Annotated in this window: 20 protein-coding genes; 15 read left to right on the plus strand and 5 right to left on the minus strand. The window is 74.5% G+C overall.

Annotated features, from left to right (window positions below; all coding sequences use genetic code 11):
• The first annotated feature begins 49 nt into the window (after positions 1 to 49).
• Together AB0J86_RS29840 and AB0J86_RS29845 are read left to right on the plus strand one after the other, a co-directional pair.
• Positions 50 to 1,276, plus strand: coding sequence for a cytochrome P450 (locus AB0J86_RS29840; RefSeq protein ID WP_363860973.1), 1,227 nt, complete (start codon positions 50 to 52; stop codon positions 1,274 to 1,276).
• A 14-nt stretch (positions 1,277 to 1,290) separates the two neighbouring features.
• Positions 1,291 to 1,482, plus strand: coding sequence for a ferredoxin (locus AB0J86_RS29845; protein WP_363861009.1), 192 nt, complete (start codon positions 1,291 to 1,293; stop codon positions 1,480 to 1,482).
• A 120-nt stretch (positions 1,483 to 1,602) separates the two neighbouring features.
• On the opposite strand, the gene AB0J86_RS29850 is transcribed toward AB0J86_RS29845, so the two are convergent.
• Positions 1,603 to 2,163, minus strand: a complete 561-nt coding sequence (locus AB0J86_RS29850) for an XRE family transcriptional regulator (RefSeq protein ID WP_363860974.1) — start codon at positions 2,161 to 2,163, stop codon at positions 1,603 to 1,605.
• A gap of 94 nt (positions 2,164 to 2,257) precedes the next feature.
• On the opposite strand from AB0J86_RS29850, the gene AB0J86_RS29855 reads away from it, so the two are divergent.
• Positions 2,258 to 3,586 carry a benzoate/H(+) symporter BenE family transporter gene (locus tag AB0J86_RS29855; RefSeq protein WP_363860975.1) on the plus strand — a complete coding sequence of 443 codons (1,329 nt, stop codon included), beginning with the start codon at positions 2,258 to 2,260 and terminating at the stop codon, positions 3,584 to 3,586.
• Here AB0J86_RS29855 and AB0J86_RS29860 read toward each other — a convergent pair.
• Positions 3,533 to 4,384 (minus strand): helix-turn-helix transcriptional regulator, encoded by an 852-nt coding sequence (locus AB0J86_RS29860; RefSeq protein ID WP_363860976.1) that lies wholly within the window; start codon positions 4,382 to 4,384, stop codon positions 3,533 to 3,535. The genes AB0J86_RS29855 and AB0J86_RS29860 overlap by 54 nt on opposite strands.
• 132 nt (positions 4,385 to 4,516) lie before the next feature.
• Between AB0J86_RS29860 and AB0J86_RS29865 the strand changes: the two genes are divergently transcribed.
• From AB0J86_RS29865 to ptsP, 12 genes are all read left to right on the plus strand, one after another.
• Complete coding sequence (locus tag AB0J86_RS29865) at positions 4,517 to 5,515, plus strand: aldo/keto reductase (RefSeq protein WP_363860977.1); 999 nt, start codon at positions 4,517 to 4,519, stop codon at positions 5,513 to 5,515.
• Between the two features lie 131 nt (positions 5,516 to 5,646).
• The gene (locus tag AB0J86_RS29870; protein WP_363860978.1) at positions 5,647 to 6,570 is read left to right on the plus strand and encodes an acetamidase/formamidase family protein; all 924 of its coding nucleotides are present in this window, start codon (positions 5,647 to 5,649) and stop codon (positions 6,568 to 6,570) included.
• A 172-nt stretch (positions 6,571 to 6,742) separates the two neighbouring features.
• A complete protein-coding gene (locus AB0J86_RS29875; RefSeq protein WP_363860979.1) occupies positions 6,743 to 7,438 on the plus strand; it encodes a hypothetical protein in 696 nt (231 codons plus the stop codon).
• Positions 7,435 to 8,304: a transporter substrate-binding domain-containing protein gene (locus AB0J86_RS29880; protein WP_363860980.1), complete on the plus strand. Its 870-nt coding sequence runs from the start codon at positions 7,435 to 7,437 to the stop codon at positions 8,302 to 8,304. Before AB0J86_RS29875 ends, AB0J86_RS29880 begins: the two co-directional genes overlap by 4 nt.
• Before the next feature lie 348 nt (positions 8,305 to 8,652).
• Positions 8,653 to 9,414 (plus strand): DeoR/GlpR family DNA-binding transcription regulator, encoded by a 762-nt coding sequence (locus tag AB0J86_RS29885; protein WP_363860981.1) that lies wholly within the window; start codon positions 8,653 to 8,655, stop codon positions 9,412 to 9,414.
• Entirely contained in the window at positions 9,411 to 10,355 is a 945-nt protein-coding gene (gene pfkB, locus AB0J86_RS29890) for a 1-phosphofructokinase (protein WP_363860982.1), read from the plus strand. The genes AB0J86_RS29885 and pfkB overlap by 4 nt, the downstream gene beginning before the upstream one ends.
• A gap of 124 nt (positions 10,356 to 10,479) precedes the next feature.
• Positions 10,480 to 11,694 carry a PTS mannitol transporter subunit IICB gene (locus AB0J86_RS29895; RefSeq protein ID WP_363861010.1) on the plus strand — a complete coding sequence of 405 codons (1,215 nt, stop codon included), beginning with the start codon at positions 10,480 to 10,482 and terminating at the stop codon, positions 11,692 to 11,694.
• 26 nt (positions 11,695 to 11,720) lie between these two features.
• Positions 11,721 to 12,029 (plus strand): PTS lactose transporter subunit IIB, encoded by a 309-nt coding sequence (locus AB0J86_RS29900; protein ID WP_363860983.1) that lies wholly within the window; start codon positions 11,721 to 11,723, stop codon positions 12,027 to 12,029.
• Positions 12,022 to 12,480, plus strand: coding sequence for a PTS sugar transporter subunit IIA (locus AB0J86_RS29905; RefSeq protein WP_363860984.1), 459 nt, complete (start codon positions 12,022 to 12,024; stop codon positions 12,478 to 12,480). Before AB0J86_RS29900 ends, AB0J86_RS29905 begins: the two co-directional genes overlap by 8 nt.
• Positions 12,477 to 13,517 carry a zinc-dependent dehydrogenase gene (locus AB0J86_RS29910; protein WP_363860985.1) on the plus strand — a complete coding sequence of 347 codons (1,041 nt, stop codon included), beginning with the start codon at positions 12,477 to 12,479 and terminating at the stop codon, positions 13,515 to 13,517. Before AB0J86_RS29905 ends, AB0J86_RS29910 begins: the two co-directional genes overlap by 4 nt.
• 19 nt (positions 13,518 to 13,536) lie before the next feature.
• A complete protein-coding gene (locus AB0J86_RS29915) occupies positions 13,537 to 13,821 on the plus strand; it encodes an HPr family phosphocarrier protein (RefSeq protein ID WP_363860986.1) in 285 nt (94 codons plus the stop codon).
• Positions 13,814 to 15,628, plus strand: coding sequence for a phosphoenolpyruvate--protein phosphotransferase (ptsP, locus tag AB0J86_RS29920; protein WP_363860987.1), 1,815 nt, complete (start codon positions 13,814 to 13,816; stop codon positions 15,626 to 15,628). The genes AB0J86_RS29915 and ptsP overlap by 8 nt, the downstream gene beginning before the upstream one ends.
• 170 nt (positions 15,629 to 15,798) lie before the next feature.
• On the opposite strand, the gene AB0J86_RS29925 is transcribed toward ptsP, so the two are convergent.
• From AB0J86_RS29925 to AB0J86_RS29935, 3 genes are read right to left on the minus strand one after another with little or no spacing between them, the layout of a single operon-like run.
• Positions 15,799 to 16,644 (minus strand): MauE/DoxX family redox-associated membrane protein, encoded by an 846-nt coding sequence (locus AB0J86_RS29925; protein ID WP_363860988.1) that lies wholly within the window; start codon positions 16,642 to 16,644, stop codon positions 15,799 to 15,801.
• 45 nt (positions 16,645 to 16,689) lie between these two features.
• Positions 16,690 to 17,292 (minus strand): cell wall protein, encoded by a 603-nt coding sequence (locus AB0J86_RS29930; protein WP_363860989.1) that lies wholly within the window; start codon positions 17,290 to 17,292, stop codon positions 16,690 to 16,692.
• Between the two features lie 11 nt (positions 17,293 to 17,303).
• The gene (locus tag AB0J86_RS29935) at positions 17,304 to 17,714 is read right to left on the minus strand and encodes a hypothetical protein (protein WP_363860990.1); all 411 of its coding nucleotides are present in this window, start codon (positions 17,712 to 17,714) and stop codon (positions 17,304 to 17,306) included.
• Positions 17,715 to 17,756 lie beyond the last annotated feature (42 nt).

The raw sequence follows: 17,756 nt of genomic DNA on the forward strand, positions 1-17,756 counted from the left end.
CCGTGTGGAGGTGTTCGCGCACGGAACGTGACCATTCGGGAGGCTCCAGATGACCGGTACCGCCTTCGAGGAGCTTCCGGCGGCCCCCTTCCTCACCCCGCCGCGGGACCCGTTCCTGCCGATGGAGCGGGCCGACCGGCGGCGGTTGACGGCACCGGTGACCCGGGTGCGGCTGCCCAACGGCCAGCCGGCGTGGCTGGTGACCGGGCACGCCGAGATCCGGCAACTGCTCCGCCACCCCGGCCTCAGCGCCGACGCGTCCCGGCCCGGCTTCCCGCTGCTGCGGCCGCTGCCGCCGCCCCGTTCCGAGGCGGACCGGCAGGGCCTGTTCATCCGGATGGACGGCGAGGAGCACGCCCGGCTGCGCCGGATGCTGACCGCCGAATTCATGATCAAGAGCATCCGGAGGCTGGAGCCGATGATCCAGCGGACCGTCGACGAGGCGCTGGACGCGATGCTCGCCGCCGGACCGCCGGCCGACCTGGTGACGTCGTTCGCGCTGCCCGTACCGTCCATGGTGATCTGTCACCTGCTCGGCGTGCCGTACGAGGACCACGCCTTCTTCCAGGCCCGCAGCCGCCGCCTGCTGGACCAGACCATCCCCGCCCAGGAGGTCCTCGCCGCCGCCGACGAACTGCGCGACTACCTGCGTACGCTGATCGACCGCAAGCGGGGCTCGGCGGAGCGCCACGACGACCTGCTCAGCCGCCTGATCCGCGAGCGGGTGGCGACCGGCGAACTCGTGGCGAACGAGCTGGTCGGGATCGGCCTGCTGCTGCTCGTCGCCGGCCACGAGACCACCGCCAACATGATCGCGCTGAGCACCCTGCTGCTCCTGCGACACCCCGGTCACCTGGACCGGCTGCGCGCCGAGCCGGAGCTGGCCCCCGGCCTGGTCGAGGAGCTGCTGCGCTACCTCACCATCGTGCGTACCGGCCTGCCGCGCCTGGTCGTCACGGACCTCGAACTCGCCGGTCGGACGCTGCGCGCCGGCGACGGTGTGATCGCCCTGCTGCCGCTGGCCAACCGCGACCATGCCGCCTTCGTCGACCCGGACGACTTCGACCCGTACCGGGAGGCGCACCAGCACCTCGCCTTCGGCTTCGGCGTGCACCAGTGCATCGGCCAGCCGCTCGCCCGCGCCGAGCTGCGGGTGGCCCTCGTCGAACTGGCCCGCCGCCTCCCCGGGCTGCGGCTGGCGGTCCCGGGCGACCGGGTCCCCGCCCGGGAGCACTCGGTGGTCTACGGCCTCGCCGAGCTGCCGGTGACCTGGTGAGCGGGGAGCGCGCGGTGCGGGTCCGGGTCGACCGGGAGCGGTGCTGCGGCTCCGGGAACTGCGTGCTGGCCGCGCCCGAGGTCTTCGACCAGGACGACGCCGACGGGCTCGTGCTGCTGCGCCGCGCCGAGGTGCCGCCGGAACTGGCCGACGGGGTGCGCCGGGCGGTCGACCTCTGCCCCGCCGGGGCGCTCGGCCTCCGGTAACCCGCACCCCGCGTCCCGCCACCGCCCGGCCGCCCCCGGGTCGACCCCGCCGCCGTCCGGCCGCCCCCGCATCCCGCCGCCCGGCCGCCTCCGGGTCGACCCCGTCGGCGTCGGCGGGCGTCACGCGGCGGGTCGGGGCGAGCGGATCAGCAGGCTGGAGACGACCTCCTCGTCGCCGACCGCGGCGTAGCTGTGCGGTACGTCGGCGCGCCAGGAGTGGTGCTGGCCGGGTCCGACGGTCGCCGGCTGCCCGACGGGACCGACCCGGAGCACGCCGCGGAAGACCGTGACGTGTTCGGTGACGCCGGGCGCGTGCGCCGGCGAGGTCTGCACGGCGCCGGGGCGTACCCGCATGAGCAGCAGCTCGAAGGTCACGCCCGGCTCGTGGAAGACCTCCAGCAGCGTGGCGCTCACCGCCGACCCGCGTACGTCCGCCGCGGCGTGCGGCGGCGCGCCCGGCTCCAGCAGCAGCGCGGTGAGCGGTACGCCGAGCGCGCCCGCGATCGCGTACAGCGTCTCCAGGGTCGGGTTGCGGGTGTCGTGCTCCAGACCGGAGAGCGTCGCCTTGCCGATGCCGGCGCTGCGGGCGAGGGCCGAAAGCGAGAGCCCCCGCTCCTGCCGGAGCCGGCGCAGGCGCTCCCCCACGGTCGGCTCGGCCGGGCTTGTCCTTGGCGCGTCCACGCCGTTATGGTGACACCCGGCTCCGGCCGTTCCGTAAACGGAACGATGGTGCGGTCCGGTCGTGAGGATGCGGGCCGGCCGGGAGGGAGGACCCGTGGCGCGGCGAGGGGACCTGGCGCAACCGATCCTGGCGGGCGTGGTGAGCGCCGTGGTCGGCTACGCGAGTTCGTTCACGGTGGTCCTCGCCGGTCTGCGAGCCGTGGGGGCGACCCCGACCCAGGCCGCCTCCGGCCTGCTCGCGCTCTGCCTGGGCATCGCGGCCCTCGCCATCGGCCTCGGGCTGCGGCACCGGATGCCGATCAGCATCGCCTGGTCCACCCCCGGCGCCGCGCTGCTGGTCGCGACCGGGCCGGTACCCGGCGGGTTCCCCGCCGCCGTCGGGGCGTTCCTGGTCTGCGCGGCGCTCTTCGTGCTGGCCGGGCTCTCGCCCTGGCTGGCCCGGGCCATCGCCGCGATCCCCCGCCCGATCGCCGGGGCGATGCTCGGCGGGGTGCTGCTCAGCCTCTGCACCGCGCCGGTCCGGGCGATCGTCGACGTGCCGCTGCTGGCCGTCCCCGTCGTACTGACCTGGGCGGTGCTGACGCGCTACGCGCGCCGGTGGGCCGTACCGGGCGCGCTGCTCGCCGCGATCGTGGGCATCGCGGTGCACGGGCTCGACGCGCCGCTGTCGGCCGGCTCGCTGCGGCCGACGGTCGACCTCACGCTGCCGGTCTTCGACGCGACCGCCCTGGTCAGCATCGCGGTGCCGCTCTTCCTCGTCACCATGGCCGCGCAGAACGTGCCCGGCATGGCGGTGATGAGCACCTACGGCTACACCCCGCCGCTGCGTACCGTGCTGGTCGCGACCGGCCTGGCCAGCGCGGTGGCGGCGCCGTTCGGCGGGCACGCGCTGAACCTCGCCGCGATCACCGCCGCGCTGACCGCCGGCCCGGAGACCCATCCCGACCCGCGCCGGCGCTGGGTGGCCACCGTGGCGCTCGGCGCCGGTCAGCTCGCCCTGGGCCTGGGCGCCGGTTTGGCCACCGCGCTGGTGCTGCTCTCCCCGCCGGTACTGGTGATCGCCGTCGCCGGCCTGGCCCTGCTGCCGGCGCTCGGCTCGGCGCTGGCGAGCGCGGTGGAGGACCCGGCCGGGCGCGAGGCGGCCGTGGTCACCTTCGTGGTGACCGCCTCCGGCACCACGATCCTCGGCATCGGCTCGGCGTTCTGGGGGCTGGTCGCCGGGGCGCTGACGGCCCTGCTGCTGCGCCGCCGGACCGCCCCGACGGCGGCTCCGCCGCCGCAGCAGATCCCGCGGCCGGCGGCGGAGCCGGGTGGACCGGCGGCCGAGCCGGGCGCGGGGACGGAGCCGGACGCGGGGCGGCCGGCCGGCTCACCGTACGGGCGTGTCGGCGGGAAACTCCTCGACGCCGAGCACCCGCAGTAGCTCCAGCCGCTCGCGGGCCTCGGCGTCCGCCGGGGTGAGCACCAGCAGTTGCTGCCCCTGGTCGGGGGTGACCAGGGTCTCGCAGTCCATGGCCACGCGACCCACCACCGGATGCACGAAGGTCTTGCGGTCGGCCCGCCGGACCGCCACCTCGTGCTCGGCCCAGAGCCGGCGGAACTCGGCGCTCGCGGCCCGCAACCGCTCGACCAGCCCGGTGACGGCGGGGTCGCCGGAGCGGCGGCCGGCGGTGGCGCGCAGGTCGGCGACGATCTGGCGGGCCTGGTGCTCGCGCTCCTCCGGCAGGTGGCGGGCCTGGGCGTCGGGGTCGGTGAACCAGCGGTACGCGAGGTAGCGCCGGTCGCCGGAGAACCCCCTGAGGTCGCCACCCAGCAGGACGGCCGCCCGGTTCTGCGCGAGGACCTCGCCGAGGTCGGAGATGACCAGGGCGGGAACGTCGCCGAGCAGGTCGAGCAGGCGCAGCAGGCCGGCGCGGGCCAGGCCGGCCACCCCGTCGGCGGGCGGAGGCCGGTGACCGGCCAGGTGGAACAGGTGGTCGCGCTCGTCGTCGGAGAGGCGCAACGCCCGGGCCAGCGCGCCGAGCAGCTGCGTCGAGGGCTGGCTGCTGCGGCCCTGCTCCAGGCGTACGACGTAGTCCACCGACATGCCCGCGAGCATCGCCACCTCCTCCCGCCGCAGCCCGGCGGTGCGGCGGCGGGGGCCGTCGGCGATGCCGACCTCGGCCGGACGGATCGCCTCTCGGCGGCGGCGCAGGAAGTCGGCGAGCTGGTCACGCTGCATGCCCCCATGCTCGCTCGCGGCCGGCCCGCCCAGCCAGGGAGCGGCGCTCCCACGATGAACGCTCCGTTCCCGGGTGACCCGCTCCGGGCGCAGGGTGGGTGGCGGACGACATCGACGACTTGGGAGAACACGATGCGGACACGAACCCTGGGCAGCGCCGGCCCGACCGTTTCGGCGGCGGGGCTGGGCGCGATGGGCATGTCGGGGGGCGCCTACGGGACACCCGACCGCGCGGAGAGCATCGCCACGGTGCACGCCGCGCTGGCGGCCGGCGTCACGCTGATCGACACCGGCGACTTCTACGCCATGGGCCACAACGAGTTGCTGCTCGCCGAGGCCCTGCGCGGCCGGGACCGGGACAGCTACCTGCTCAGCGTCAAGTTCGGCCAGCTGCGGGGGCCCGGCCGGGAGCTGGGCGGGCAGGACAGCCGCCCCGAGGCGGTACGCAACTTCCTGGCCTACTCGCTGACCCGGCTCGGTACCGACCACGTCGACATCTACCGTCCGGCCCGGCTGGACTCGGCGGTGCCGATCGAGGAGACGGTCGGCGCGATCAAGGAGATGGTCGAGGCGGGACACGTGCGGTACATCGGTCTCTCGGAGGTCGACGCCGCCACGATCCGCCGGGCGCACGCCGTGCACCCGATCGCCGACGTGCAGATCGAGTACTCGCTGCTCTCCCGCGCGGTGGAGACGGACGTCCTGCCGACGCTGCGGGAGCTGGGCATCGGCCTGACCGCGTACGGGATCCTCGGCCGGGGACTCATCTCCGGGCGCTGGAGCGCCGGCCACGTCGCCGGCCCCGGCGACTTCCGTGCGCTCAGCCCCCGGTTCTCCAGCGGGAACGTGGAGCACAACCTCGCCCTGGTGGAGGCGCTGCGGCGGGTCGCCGGGGCCAAGGGGTGCACCGTCGCGCAGCTGGCCATCGCCTGGGTGGCCGCGCAGGGCGAGGAGATCGTGCCGCTGGTCGGCGCCCGTACCCGGGAGCGGCTGGCCGAGGCGCTGCCCGCGCTGGAGCTGGACCTCGCCCCGGACGACCTCGCCGAGATCGAGAGGGCGGTGCCGAAGGGCTCGGCGCGCGGCGACCGGTACCCGTCCGCGCTCATGTCCAGCCTCGGCGTGGGGAACTGAGTCCGGCCGGCGAGCCGGCGACCGGGATGGTGGCGGCGGTCAGGGACGGTGGCGGCCGGGGATGGTGGCGGGGGTGGTCGGGATGGTAAGGAGAGAGCCGAGATCCGACCCCCGTCCGGAAGGACCCGCGCATGGCCCGGCACCGGCTCGACCCCGCCCCCGGCGGCGTGACCGACGTCTTCTCCCGCGACCTGCCGCCGGTGCTGACCGTCGATCCCGGCGACACGGTCGTCGTCCGGTCGCTCGACGCGTCGGGCCACCTGGAACGGCAGCGGGTACCGGGCGAGACGAAGCCGCGGCTGATCAGCCCGTCGCGCGGGCACTGCCTGGCCGGGCCGATCGCGGTACGCGGTGCGCGGCCCGGGACGATGCTGGCGGTACGCCTGGTCGACCTGCGCCCCGACGACTGGGGCTGGACGGTGGCCGGGGCGCGGGACATCCCCCTCAACCGCCGGCTCGGGGTACTCGACGGGCCGCCGTCCTGGCTGCTCTGGGAGCTGGACCCGGAGAAGGGCACCGGTACGGACCAGCACGGCCGGACGGTGCGGCTGGCGCCGTTCCTCGGCGTGATCGGGGTGGCGCCGGCCGAGCCGGGCGAGCACTCGACGATCCCGCCGCGCCCGTCGAGCGGGGGCAACATCGACTGCCGCGACCTGGTCGCCGGCTCGACGCTGTACCTGCCGGTCAACGTGCCGGACGCGCTGCTCTTCCTCGGCGACGGGCACGCCGCGCAGGGCGACGGCGAGGTCTCCGGTACCGCCGTCGAGTGCGCGATGACCACCGAGGTCGTCCTCGACCTGGTCACCGACGCGCCGGTGCGCGGCGTGCACGCGGTGACCCCCGGCGGCCGGATCACCTTCGGCTTCGCGGCCGACCTCAACGACGCGATGGCCGACGCGCTGGGCGCGATGCTGGACTGGCTGCAGTCGCGGTACGGCATCGGCCGCGCCGAGGCGCTGGCGCTGGCGAGCCCCACCGTGGACCTGCGGGTCACGCAGGTCGCGAACGACGTCTGGGGGGTACACGCGGTGCTCCCCGACGGGGCGATCCAGTGACCGGGGCGCGGACCGCCTCGACGAGGCGGTCGCCGTTCGCGCCGTTGCCCACTCCGTTACCATGAGCGGCATCGATCAAGGCTGACGTGGCAGGTACTCTGGCGTGAACGATCCGGTGACCGAGACCGCGACGGAACCTGCGCAGACTCCGCTCGCCGGTGCCGTCTTTGGCATGATCGTTGCCGGCGTGGCCGGTCTCGTCACGTTCCAGGCCGTCGTCGGGGATCTCAGCGTGATCACCGTCCTGCTCGCCGCCTTCGTCGGCGGGCTGGCCGCGGCCCTCACCCGATGGCTGGTCTCCGCGATCGACCTTTCCGGGCAGGGGTCCGCGGCCTGGGAGCGCCAGGCTCGCGCCCGTACCCGGGTGGCGATGAACAAGTATCTGGCCACCCTTGCCCGGCACGCCCCGGAGAACGCGCGGGAGCAGGAGCGTCGGGCGCTGGAGGAGCTGACCCTCGTCCAGCTCGACGAGTACCACTCGATCGCCACCAGGCAGAGCAAGATGTCGTTCTACACCGCCCAGGCGGCGATGTTCGGCGGGTTCGTGCTGCTGCTCGTCTTCGCGGTGATCGCCTTCAGCGCCCCCAGCTCCACCGCGAGCATCGTGGCCGGCGCCCTGGGTGCCGCGTCGGCGGCTCTGGCGGGATACATAGGACGGACGTTCGTGCACGCCCAGGACGGCGCCGCGAGCCGCCTCCGCTCCTATTTCGACCATCCTCAGCACACGTCGCGCTATCTCGCCGCGGAGCGCCTGCTGGCGACCGGGAACCTGACCGACGACCAGCGGGCGGCGGCCCTGGCGGTGCTGGTGCAGGGAATGCTCGTCGCCGGTGAGCCGGCGGCGACCAATGACGGAGGAGTCCAGTGAGGGCGCTGCCGCAGCGTTTCGGCAGGCTGATCTACGTCACCGCGCTGGCCGTGGTGATCGGTGTCCTCGCGGGACTTTCGGGCGGGTCGCTGTACAACCTGGTCAGCCGGCAGATGAGGGCCAACGACCAGCTGCCGTCCGTACTCCGTGGCCCCGCCGTGCAGGTGGTGGTCAGCGACACTCCGGGATTCGCGGCCTTCAAGGACGGCACCTTCGCCGGGTTCGATATCGAGCTGGTCGACTTCCTGGCGGCCGACGCCAAAGTCCGGCCGGTCTACGTCCCGTCGGCCCCCTTTGACAAGCTCGCGATGCTGCAATCGGGAATGGCGCACCTGGGAGCCGGGGTCGTGATCACCGAGGAGCGCCGTCGACTCGTCGATCTTGTCGGGCCCTACCTGATATCGCATGACGGTGTCATGACCAGGGCCGACGATGGTCGCATCGACGCGGCCGCCGATCTGGACGGCAAGCGGGTCTGCGCGCCAATGGGGACGACAACCGCCGCCGACGCCCAGTCAGGTCAGGTCCGGGTGGAGATAAAGAGCCTGGCGGCGTGCGTCGAATCGCTGCTTGCCGGCCAGGTCGAGGCGGTAGCCGCGGACGAACTCTCGCTTCGCTCGATCGTCAAGGCCAGGCCGAAGGACCTGAAGGTGATCGGCGACATCGAGTTCGGCTCGTCGTTGCGCTACGGCATCGCGCTGTCACCCGGGCACGCCGCCGACTGCCGGGAACTGGCGCGGGCGCTGCGGGAGTTCATTCTCAGCGACCGCTGGGAGGAATCCTTCAAGGCCCACTTCGGCCCCCAGGCTGATGCCGCGCGGTTCCGGCCGGATCCCAATCAGCTGGAGCACTGCCCGTCGGCCTGACGGCCCGGGGCGGCGGGCGGTCCACCCACCCCGCCGGCCCGACGGCCCTCGGTCGTGGCGATCCACCAACCCCGACGGCGCTCGATCGCGGGCGGGGTCCACCCGCGCCGACGATCAACCACACAATCGGACATCACGCCCGGATACTCGCAGGTGGACGTGTTCGGGTCGCCGGGCCGTCTCGCGCGCCGTCTCCGCAGCTCAGGTGCGGTTTTCAGGGCCGGCTCGGCGCCCGTCGTCGATGCCGTGGACTCGGACCGATGACGAAAAAGTTACGGCGACATGTTGACTTGCCACAGACTCGGGCGTAAACAAAACCAAAGCCAAATCGAGCGGGCAAGGAATCACATGTACGCCGAGGAACGCCAGCAGGAGATCCTGCGTCTCGCCCGGAGCCAGGGGCGCGTGGACGTGATGACCCTGGCCGAGGGGATGGGCGTCACGGCCGAGACGATCCGGCGTGACCTGACCGTACTGGAGCGCGCCGGGGTGCTCCGCCGGGTGCACGGCGGCGCGATCCCGGTGGAGCGGATCGGCTTCGAGCCGGCGCTCGCCACCCGGGACGCCGTACTGATCAGCGAGAAGGAACGGATCGCCAAGGCGGCACTGGCCGAGGTGCCGGAGGACGGCGCCGTCATCCTGGACGCGGGGACCACCACCGCCCGGCTGGCGCAGCTGCTCCCCGCCGACCGTGAACTCACCGTGGTGGTCAACTCCCCCGTCCTCGCCGCCACGCTCGGCCCGCGGCCCAACCTGACGGTGTTGCTGCTCGGCGGGCGGCTGCGCGGCAAGACCCTCGCGACGGTGGACGACTGGGCGCTGCGCCCGCTCGCCGAGATGTACGTGGACGTGGCCTTCATGGGCACCAACGGCTGCTCGGTCGAGCGCGGGATGACCACGCCGGACCCCGCGGAGGCGGCGGTGAAGCGGGCCATGATCGCCGCGGCCCGACGGGTGGTGCTGCTCGCCGACCACACCAAGATCGGCAACGACTACCTGGCCCGGTTCGGCACCCTCGCCGACCTCGACCTCATGATCACCGACAACGGGCTCGACGAGGAGCTGGCCGCCGAGGTGGAGACCGCGGGCGTACGGCTGGTGCGGGCATGATCCTCACGGTCACCCTCAACCCCAGCGTGGACCGGGCCATGGAGATCGACTCGCTCGCCCGGGGCGAGGTCATCCGGGCCACGGACGCGCACGTCGACCCGGGCGGCAAGGGCGTCAACGTCTCCCGCGCCCTGCTCGCCAACGGGGTGCCGTCCCGGGCCGTGCTCCCCTGCGGCGGCGCGGAGGGGGACCAGCTGGTCCGCCTGCTCCAGGACGAGGGGGTGGACCTGGTCACCGTACCGATCACCGGCCGGACCCGGTCGAACATCACCCTGGCCGAACCGGACGGCACCGTCACGAAGATCAACGAATCCGGCCCGACGCTGACGGTCGCCGAGTTCGGCGCGGTCACCGAGGCCGTACTGGCCGCGGCCGGCGCCGCCGACTGGGTGGTGATCTGCGGCAGCGTCCCGCCCGGCCTGCCGGTACCGGACTTCGCGCGGCTCTGCGCCCGGCTGGCCGCCACCGGGGTCCGGCTCGCCGTCGACACCAGCGGCCCGGCGCTGCGGGCCGCCGCCGACGCGGGAGCCGCGCTGGTCAAGCCGAACCGGCAGGAGCTGGCCGAGGCGGTCGGGAGCCGGCTGCGCTCGCTCGGCGACGTGGTCGAGGCCGCCGAGCGGCTGCGCGGCTGGGGCGCGCGGGCGGTGCTGGCCAGTCTCGGCGCGGACGGGGCGGTACTGGTCGACGCCGACGGGGTGCTCACCGGCGAGTCACCGGTGGCGCGCCCGCGCAGCACCGTCGGCGCCGGCGACGCGCTGCTGGCCGGTTTCCTCGCCGCCGGGGCGACCGGCGCCGGGGCGCTGGCCGAGGGGCTCGCCTGGGGCGCCGCCGCGGTCAGCCTGCCGGGCAGCCGGATGCCGGGGCCCGGGGACCTGGCCCGGCACACCGTACGGATCCATCCGCGGCCGGACCTGGTCCGGCCGCTGCTGGCACGGGGGTAGCCGGTCATGTCGCCGGCGCGCAGCGAGCACCAACCGGCCGGACCGGTACGCCCCTCGTGCGGGCGGCCGGGACGGGCGGGTCCACCGGCCCGGACGTGAGCCACAACTTCCGCGAAGGAGGCCCCTGATGGCCATCTCATACACCCCAGAGGTACAGGGCACCGGGTTCAAGGCCCGGGTCCAGCGGGTCGGCGGCCACCTCGCCGGCATGGTCATGCCCAACATCGGCGCGTTCATCGCCTGGGGTCTGATCACGGCGCTGTTCATTCCGACCGGCTGGCTGCCCAACGAGCACCTGGCCAAGCTCGTCAACCCGATGATCCTGGTCCTGCTGCCGGTCCTGATCGGCTACACCGGCGGGCGGATCGTGCACGGCCAGCGCGGCGCGGTGGTCGGCGCGGTCGCCACGATGGGCGTGGTGGTCGGCGCCGACGTACCGATGTTCCTCGGTGCGATGATCATCGGCCCGCTCACCGCGTACCTGTTGAAGCTCTTCGACTCGCTGGTGCAGGACCGGATCAGGCCCGGCTTCGAGATGCTGGTGGACAACTTCTCCGCCGGCATCGTCGGCGGCGGGATGGCGCTGGTCGGGGTCTGGGTGATCGGCCCGGTGGTCGAGCGGCTCACGAACTGGGCCGGCCACGGCGTCGACTGGCTGATCGGGCACAGCCTGCTGCCGCTGGCCAGCGTCCTGGTCGAGCCCGCCAAGGTGCTCTTCCTCAACAACGCGATCAACCACGGCGTCCTCAGCCCGCTGGCGGTGGCCGAGGCGCAGCAGCACGGCAAGTCGATCCTGTTCATGATCGAGTCGAACCCCGGGCCGGGGCTGGGCCTGCTCCTGGCGTACTTCTTCTTCGGGCCGCGCGCGCTGCGTCCGAGCGTGCCGGCCGCCGCGATCATCCAGTTCCTCGGCGGCATCCACGAGATCTACTTTCCGTACGTGCTGATGAAGCCACGGTTGATCCTGGCCACGATGGCGGGCGGCGCGGCCGGCGTCGGCACCTTCATGGTCACCGGGGCCGGCCTGGTCGCCAGCCCCTCGCCGGGCAGCATCTTCGCCTACGCGGCGGTGACCCCCAAGGGCGGCTGGTTCGGGGTCTTCCTCGGGGTCGCCATCGCCGCCGCGGTCAGCTTCGTGGTCGCCTCGGCCCTGCTCGGCTTCGGCCGGCTCGCCGGCGACCGGGAGAGCGACGAGGGCGCCGGGGAGGCCGACGGGAGCGAGTCGCCGGCGGTGGCCGGGGCGGCCACGCGCGAGCCCGGGGCGGCCACGGCTGAGCCCGGGGCGCGCGAGCGGGAGGACAGTCCGGCCGTGGCGCGTACGGCGACCGCGGAGAGCTGAGGCGGAAGGCGAGGAGAGGGAGAACGATGGGCAGCATCAACGGCAAGGACGTCAAGAAGGTCGTGGTGGCCTGCGACGCCGGGATGGGCAGCAGTGTCATGCTCGCCAGCCAACTGCGCAAGCAGCTCGGCAAGTTCTCGGTCGCGGTGGAGCACACGCCGGTCAACTCGATCCCCGGCGACGCGGATGTGGTGATCACGCACGGCGGTCTGGCCGCCCGGGCCCGGGCCGCGGCCCCCGACAAGGTCGTGGTGCCGTTCCAGGTCTTCCTCGGCGACCCGGCCGTGACCAGGGTGGTCAAGGCGATCGAGAAGGGCGAGGAGATCCGTGGCTGAGTCGCTCGCCGCGCTGCTGGACCCCCGGGCTATCCGGCTGACCGAGCGGGCGGCCGACCGGGACGAGGCCATCCGCCGCTGCGGCCAGGCGCTGGTCGACGTCGGCGCGGCCGAGCCGGGGTACGTGGCGACCATGCTCGCCCGCGAGCGCTCGGTCTCCACGTACGTCGGGGAGGGTGTGGCGATCCCGCACGGCACGCTCGCCGGCAAGGAGCTGGTGCACGGCGACGCGCTCGCCGTGCTCCGCTTCCCCGAACCGGTGGACTGGGGCGGCCAGCCGGTCAGCGTCTGCGTGGCGATCGCCGCCCGCGGCGACGGCCACGTCGAGCTGCTGGCCGCCCTCGCCGAGCTGCTGCTCGACCCCGACCAGGCCCGCGCGCTGCGCGAGGCGACCGATCCCGACGACGTGTTGCGGCTGCTCCAGCCCGCACGGGAGGACAGCACCCGATGAAGGCCGTTCGTTTCCACGCCCCCGGCGACGTACGCATCGAGGACGTGCCCGAGCCGACGCCCGGTCCCGGCGACGTCAAGATCCGCGTACGGAACTGCTCCACCTGCGGTACCGACGTCAAGATCTCCAAGTTCGGGCACCACCACATCCACCCGCCCCGGGTGATGGGACACGAGATCGCGGGCGAGGTGGTCGAGACCGGCGCCGAGGTCACCGGCTGGTCGGCCGGCGACCGGGTGCAGGTCATCGCCGCGATCCCCTGCGGCCGGTGCGGGGAGTGCCGGCGGGGCCGGCTCACCGTCTGCCCCAACCAGGAGTCGATGGGCTACCACTACGAGGGCGGGTTCGCGCAGTACCTCGTCGTACCCGCGAAGGTGCTCGCCGTCGACGGGCTGAACCGGATCCCGGACGGGGTCGGCTTCGCCGAGGCGTCGGTCGCCGAGCCGCTCGCCTGCGTACTCAACGGTCAGGAGCTGGCCCGGGTCGGCACCGGGGACGACGTGGTGGTGGTCGGCTCCGGACCGATCGGCTGCCTGCACGTGCGGCTGGCCCGCGCCCGGGGCGCCGCCCGGGTCTTCCTGGTCGACCTGAACCGGGCCCGGCTGGAACTCGCCGCCGGGCTGGTACGGCCCGACGCCGCGATCTGCGGCGCCGAGGTGGACCCGGTCGACGAGGTGCTGAAGCTGACCGACGGGCGGGGCGCCGACGTCGTCATCACCGCGGCGGCCTCCGGCGCGGCCCAGGAACAGGCGTTGCAGATGGCCGCCCGGCAGGGCCGGATCAGCTTCTTCGGCGGCCTGCCGAAGGACAACCCGGTCATCGCCTGCGACTCCAACCTGGTGCACTACCGCGAGCTGACCATCGTGGGCGCCAACGGCTCCAGCCCCGCGCACAACGCCGAGGCGCTGCGTCTCATCGCGACCGGAGCGGTACCGGTCGCCGACCTGATCACCCACCGGCTGCCGCTGGACCGGGCCATCGACGCCTTCGGCATCGTCGCCCGGGGCGAGGCCATCAAGGTCACGATCGAGCCCTGAACGGGAGAGGAGGGCCATCATGCCCACGCGTACGGTAACCGTCGGCTCGGCCAGCGGACTGCACGCCCGACCGGCCGCGCTCTTCGTCGCCGCCGCGGCGGCGCAGCCGGTACCGGTCACCATCCGGACCGCGGACCGCCGCCCGGTGCCGGCGGGCAGCATCCTGTCGGTGCTGGCGCTCGGCGCGAAGCAGGGCACCGAGGTGACCATCGAGGCCGAGGGGGAGGGTGCCGAGGCGGCGCTGGAGGCCCTCGCCGAGCTGCTCGCCCGCGACCTCGACGCGGAGGAGCCGGCCGATGCCTGACCAGCCGCCCCCGGCGCCGGCCGCGCCGGCGGAGTCCCCGGTGCCGGTCGCGCCGGCCGGACCGGTGGGGTCGCGGGTGTTGCGGGGCATCGGCGTGAGCCCGGGTACGGCGGCGGGACCGCTGCTGCGGGTCGCCGGGGTGCCGACGCTGCCGGACCCGGCGCCGGTGGCCGATCCCGGCGCCGAGGGCGAACGGGCCGTGGCCGCGCTCGCCACGGTCGTCGCCGAACTGGGCCGCCGGGCCGACCGGGCCGCCGACGCCACCGTCGCCGAGGTGCTCCGGGCGCAGGCCATGATGGCCGACGACCCGGTGCTCGCCGATGCCGTACGGGACGCGGTCGGCGCCGGTCGGGACGGGCCGCACGCCATCGACGCGGCGTTCGCCACCTACCGCGAGGCGTTCTCGGCGGCCGGCGGGTACCTGGCCGAGCGCGTGGCCGACCTGGACGACCTACGCGACCGCGCGGTGGCCGTCTGCCTCGGGCGACCGATGCCGGGCGTCCCCTCCCCCGGGCACCCGTACGTGCTCGCGGCCCGCGACCTCGCGCCGGCCGACACCGCCGAGCTGGACCCCGGACAGGTCGTCGCCCTGGTGACCGAGGCCGGCGGCCCGACCAGCCACACGGCGATCCTGGCCCGGGCGCTCGGGCTGCCCGCGGTGGTCGCCTGCGCCGGGCTGGCCGAGCTGACCGAGGGGACGACGGTGCTGGTCGACGGCGGTACCGGCACGATCGAGGCGGGCGCCGACGAGGCGCGGCTCGCCGAGGCCGCCGCTGCCGCCGGCCGGGACCACGCGGCCGGGCCGGGTGGCGCCGCGGCCGGTACCCGGGCCGGGGCCGACGCGCCCGCCGGGGCCGGGCCGGGCCGCACGGCCGACGGGCACGCCGTCGCGCTGCTGGCCAACATCGGTTCGGTACGGGACGTCTCCGCCGCCGAGGAGGCCGAGGGCGTCGGGCTGTTCCGCACCGAACTGCTCTTCCTCGGCCGTACCCGGGAACCGGGCCTGGAGGAGCAGGTCGAGGCGTACCGGGACGTCTTCGCGGCGATGTGCGGGCGGCGCGTGGTGATCCGTACGCTCGACGCGGGCGCCGACAAGCCGCTGCCGTTCCTCGGGCAGGCCGAGGAGCCGAACCCGGCGCTGGGCGTACGCGGCCTGCGGATCGCCCGCCGCCGTCCCGAGCTGCTGCGCACGCAGCTGACCGCGATCGCCCGCGCCGCCGAGGCGACCGCGGCCGACGTCTGGGTGATGGCGCCGATGGTGGCGACCCCGGCCGAGGCCGCCGCGTTCGCCGAGGCCGTACGCGCCGCCGGGCTCCCCCGGGCCGGCGTGATGGTCGAGGTACCGGCCGCCGCGCTGCACGCCCGCCGACTGCTGCGGGAGGTCGACTTCCTCAGCATCGGCACGAACGACCTCAGCCAGTACGTCTTCGCGGCCGACCGGCAGTGCGGCGAGCTGGCCGAGCTGCTCGACCCGTGGCAGCCGGCCCTGCTCCAACTGGTCGCCGGGGTGGCCGAGGCGGGGCGGGCGGCCGGCAAGCCCGTCGGCGTCTGCGGCGAGGCGGCCGCCGATCCGCTGCTCGCCCCGATCCTGGCCGGCCTCGGCGTGACCAGCCTCTCCATGTCGGCGCGCGCCCTGCCGGCGGTACGGGCGGCGCTGGCCGCGCGGCCACTGGCCGAGTGCGAGCGGCTGGCCGCACTCGCACTGGACGCCGACGACGCCGGCCACGCCCGAAGGCTCGCCCTCGACGCCGACGCCGATCCCGACCCAGGCACCGACGCCGGGCCGGCCCGGTCGCTCGCGGCCTGACCCGATCCGTCCCGCCCGCCGGTGGGTGCTCGGAGGGTCCCCTGTCATACGGAGAGCGATGACAGGGGACCCTTCCACCCGGACGGGCGACGCCGCGTCGCGCGGGACGGACGGACGACGCCGGGTCGCGCGGGACGGACGACGGCGGGTCGCCGGATCGCCGGTGACGGTCAGGCCGGGGCGGAACGCGCTCCGGCGAAGTTCGCCACGGTCACCCCGGTCGCCTCGTCGACGATCGCGACCCGGACCGCCCCCGGGTCGTACCGGAGCCGGGGCACGGCGAAGACCGCGGTGGCGACGCGGCCCCGGTACCGCGCGCCGTGGCAGACGATGCGCCACTCCTCGTCATCCCAGTGTTCCCGTACGTCCGAGCTGATCAGGGCGGCGACCTGCCGGAACGCGGGACTCTGCTGCAACTGCTGGACGGTGGCGAACAGCGGCACGCCGCCCCCGCCGCCGGCCAGCGGCCGGGTGATCCGGGCCCGGAGCCGCCGCAGCGGCAGCAGCCAGCGCGCGTCGAGCTCCGGGGAGAGCACGACGACCGCCGCCGCCTCGACCAGCAGCACGGCCGCCGCGGCGAGCGGACGCTGCCGTACGGCGGCCAGCCAGTGCTCGCCGGCCCAGCCGGCGGCGATCCCGGCGACCAGCAGCAGCCCGGCCCGGCCGAGCCCCCGGTTGGTGACCGGGGTACGGCGGGTGCTCAGGCAGCCGCACGACGAGGCGGGCGCGGCCCGGCGGGCGTACGCCAGGTAGCCGAGGAAACCGGCGGAGAGGACTGCCGCCGCCCCCGCCTCCAGGGGCGGCGCGGGTGGCAGCAGCAGGAGGGCCGCGACGGCCAGTTCGACGGTACCGACCAGTCGGTACGCGGGCGCGGCGCGCCGCTCACCGACCAGCGGTACGAGTGCGGAGCGACGGGCGGCGGCGGTCGCCTGCCGGCTGAACAGCTTGACGGCGGCGGACCAGAGGAGCACCGCCCCGATGAGCAGGGGCTGTACCGCCGCGATCAGTGCGAGCATCGTCTTCCTCCTCAATGGCCGAGCAACGGGAACCGGCGGGAGGCGTCAGGCGGCCGCGTAGACGGTCGCGACGTCGATCTCGTTGGTGTCCGGGTGCCAGGCACCGATCACCTGCACGTGCCGGCCGACCCGCAGCAGCGAGACGTCGGAGACGGCGGGCGTGCCGTTGTAGACGGCGGCGGTGGTACCGGGCACCACGTGGCCGACGATCCGCCGGCCGTTGTGGTCGAGGTGGAGCACGTTCCTGCCCACGGCGGCGACGTGCGCGTGCAGGCTGACGATGTTCACCCAGATCGAGTCGGCCGCGAGCGTACCGTCGGGCAGCCGCAGTCCGCGCGCGTACATCCCGTCGCCGATCGCGATGCGGTCGAAGGTGGTCGGGGTCAGCTTCCAGATGCTCGTGCCGTCGGTGACCCGGATCGAGTGCAGGACGGCGTCCGAGCCGGTCACCAGCAGCATGCTCCCGGAGATCTTGCTGATCCGGCCCTCGGCGAAGTTCGGGTCGGGGGCGCCCGGCTCGACGGGCACCGGGTCGGCCGCGAAGGCGGCCTCCGGGGCGAGCGACCCGAGTGCGGTGGCGCCGACGATTCCGGCCCCACCGAGTACGGCGGTGCTGAGCAGCCGCCGGCGGTCCATGGTCGCGCTCATCGGTGCCTCCCTCAGACCACGTCGACGGAACAGGGGCGCAGGCCCGAGGAGAGGCTGGCGATGGCGCTGTAGGCGGCGGGCGTGAGGTCGATGATCCGGTTCGACCCGCACGAGCTGCCGCAGCAGGCGGTCTCGCCGCAGAAGAGGTCGGTCTGCGGGCCGCAGTCGGCGATGGTGGTGCCGATCCGCGAGCCGGTGCAGAGGTTCGTGGTGTAGTGCCGGAACCCGCAGGTGCGCCGGCTGAGGCCCACCCCGCAGGCGTCGGGGCGGGTGATGGCCAGGCACGCGTCGGACGCGTTCGGCCACGCGTGTTGCAGGCTGCCCGAGTTGCAGGTGCCGCAGGCGCCGTGCCCCACCGTGCCGCACGGGCCCCACGTATTGCCACAACAGAACCAGGACATCTCGCCGATCACCGCTGCCACTGGTGCCTCCCTTGGGGGTTGAGGGAACCATCATGGTCAATA

Source organism: Micromonospora sp. NPDC049559, assembly GCF_040676675.1.
Lineage (GTDB): Bacteria > Actinomycetota > Actinomycetes > Mycobacteriales > Micromonosporaceae > JBFAPK01.

Excerpts from the sequence above, each read along its gene's own strand:
- AB0J86_RS29840 (WP_363860973.1), top strand. The coding sequence starts at position 50 with ATGACCGGTACCGCCTTCGAGGAGCTTCCGGCGGCCCCCTTCCTCACC.
- AB0J86_RS29860 (WP_363860976.1), bottom strand. The coding sequence starts at position 4,384 with ATGCAGCGTGACCAGCTCGCCGACTTCCTGCGCCGCCGCCGAGAGGCG.
- AB0J86_RS29865 (WP_363860977.1), top strand. The coding sequence starts at position 4,517 with ATGCGGACACGAACCCTGGGCAGCGCCGGCCCGACCGTTTCGGCGGCG.
- AB0J86_RS29870 (WP_363860978.1), top strand. The coding sequence starts at position 5,647 with ATGGCCCGGCACCGGCTCGACCCCGCCCCCGGCGGCGTGACCGACGTC.
- AB0J86_RS29875 (WP_363860979.1), top strand. The coding sequence starts at position 6,743 with ATGATCGTTGCCGGCGTGGCCGGTCTCGTCACGTTCCAGGCCGTCGTC.
- AB0J86_RS29885 (WP_363860981.1), top strand. The coding sequence starts at position 8,653 with ATGTACGCCGAGGAACGCCAGCAGGAGATCCTGCGTCTCGCCCGGAGC.
- pfkB (WP_363860982.1), top strand. The coding sequence starts at position 9,411 with ATGATCCTCACGGTCACCCTCAACCCCAGCGTGGACCGGGCCATGGAG.
- AB0J86_RS29900 (WP_363860983.1), top strand. The coding sequence starts at position 11,721 with ATGGGCAGCATCAACGGCAAGGACGTCAAGAAGGTCGTGGTGGCCTGC.
- AB0J86_RS29910 (WP_363860985.1), top strand. The coding sequence starts at position 12,477 with ATGAAGGCCGTTCGTTTCCACGCCCCCGGCGACGTACGCATCGAGGAC.
- AB0J86_RS29915 (WP_363860986.1), top strand. The coding sequence starts at position 13,537 with ATGCCCACGCGTACGGTAACCGTCGGCTCGGCCAGCGGACTGCACGCC.
- ptsP (WP_363860987.1), top strand. The coding sequence starts at position 13,814 with ATGCCTGACCAGCCGCCCCCGGCGCCGGCCGCGCCGGCGGAGTCCCCG.
- AB0J86_RS29925 (WP_363860988.1), bottom strand. The coding sequence starts at position 16,644 with ATGCTCGCACTGATCGCGGCGGTACAGCCCCTGCTCATCGGGGCGGTG.
- AB0J86_RS29930 (WP_363860989.1), bottom strand. The coding sequence starts at position 17,292 with ATGAGCGCGACCATGGACCGCCGGCGGCTGCTCAGCACCGCCGTACTC.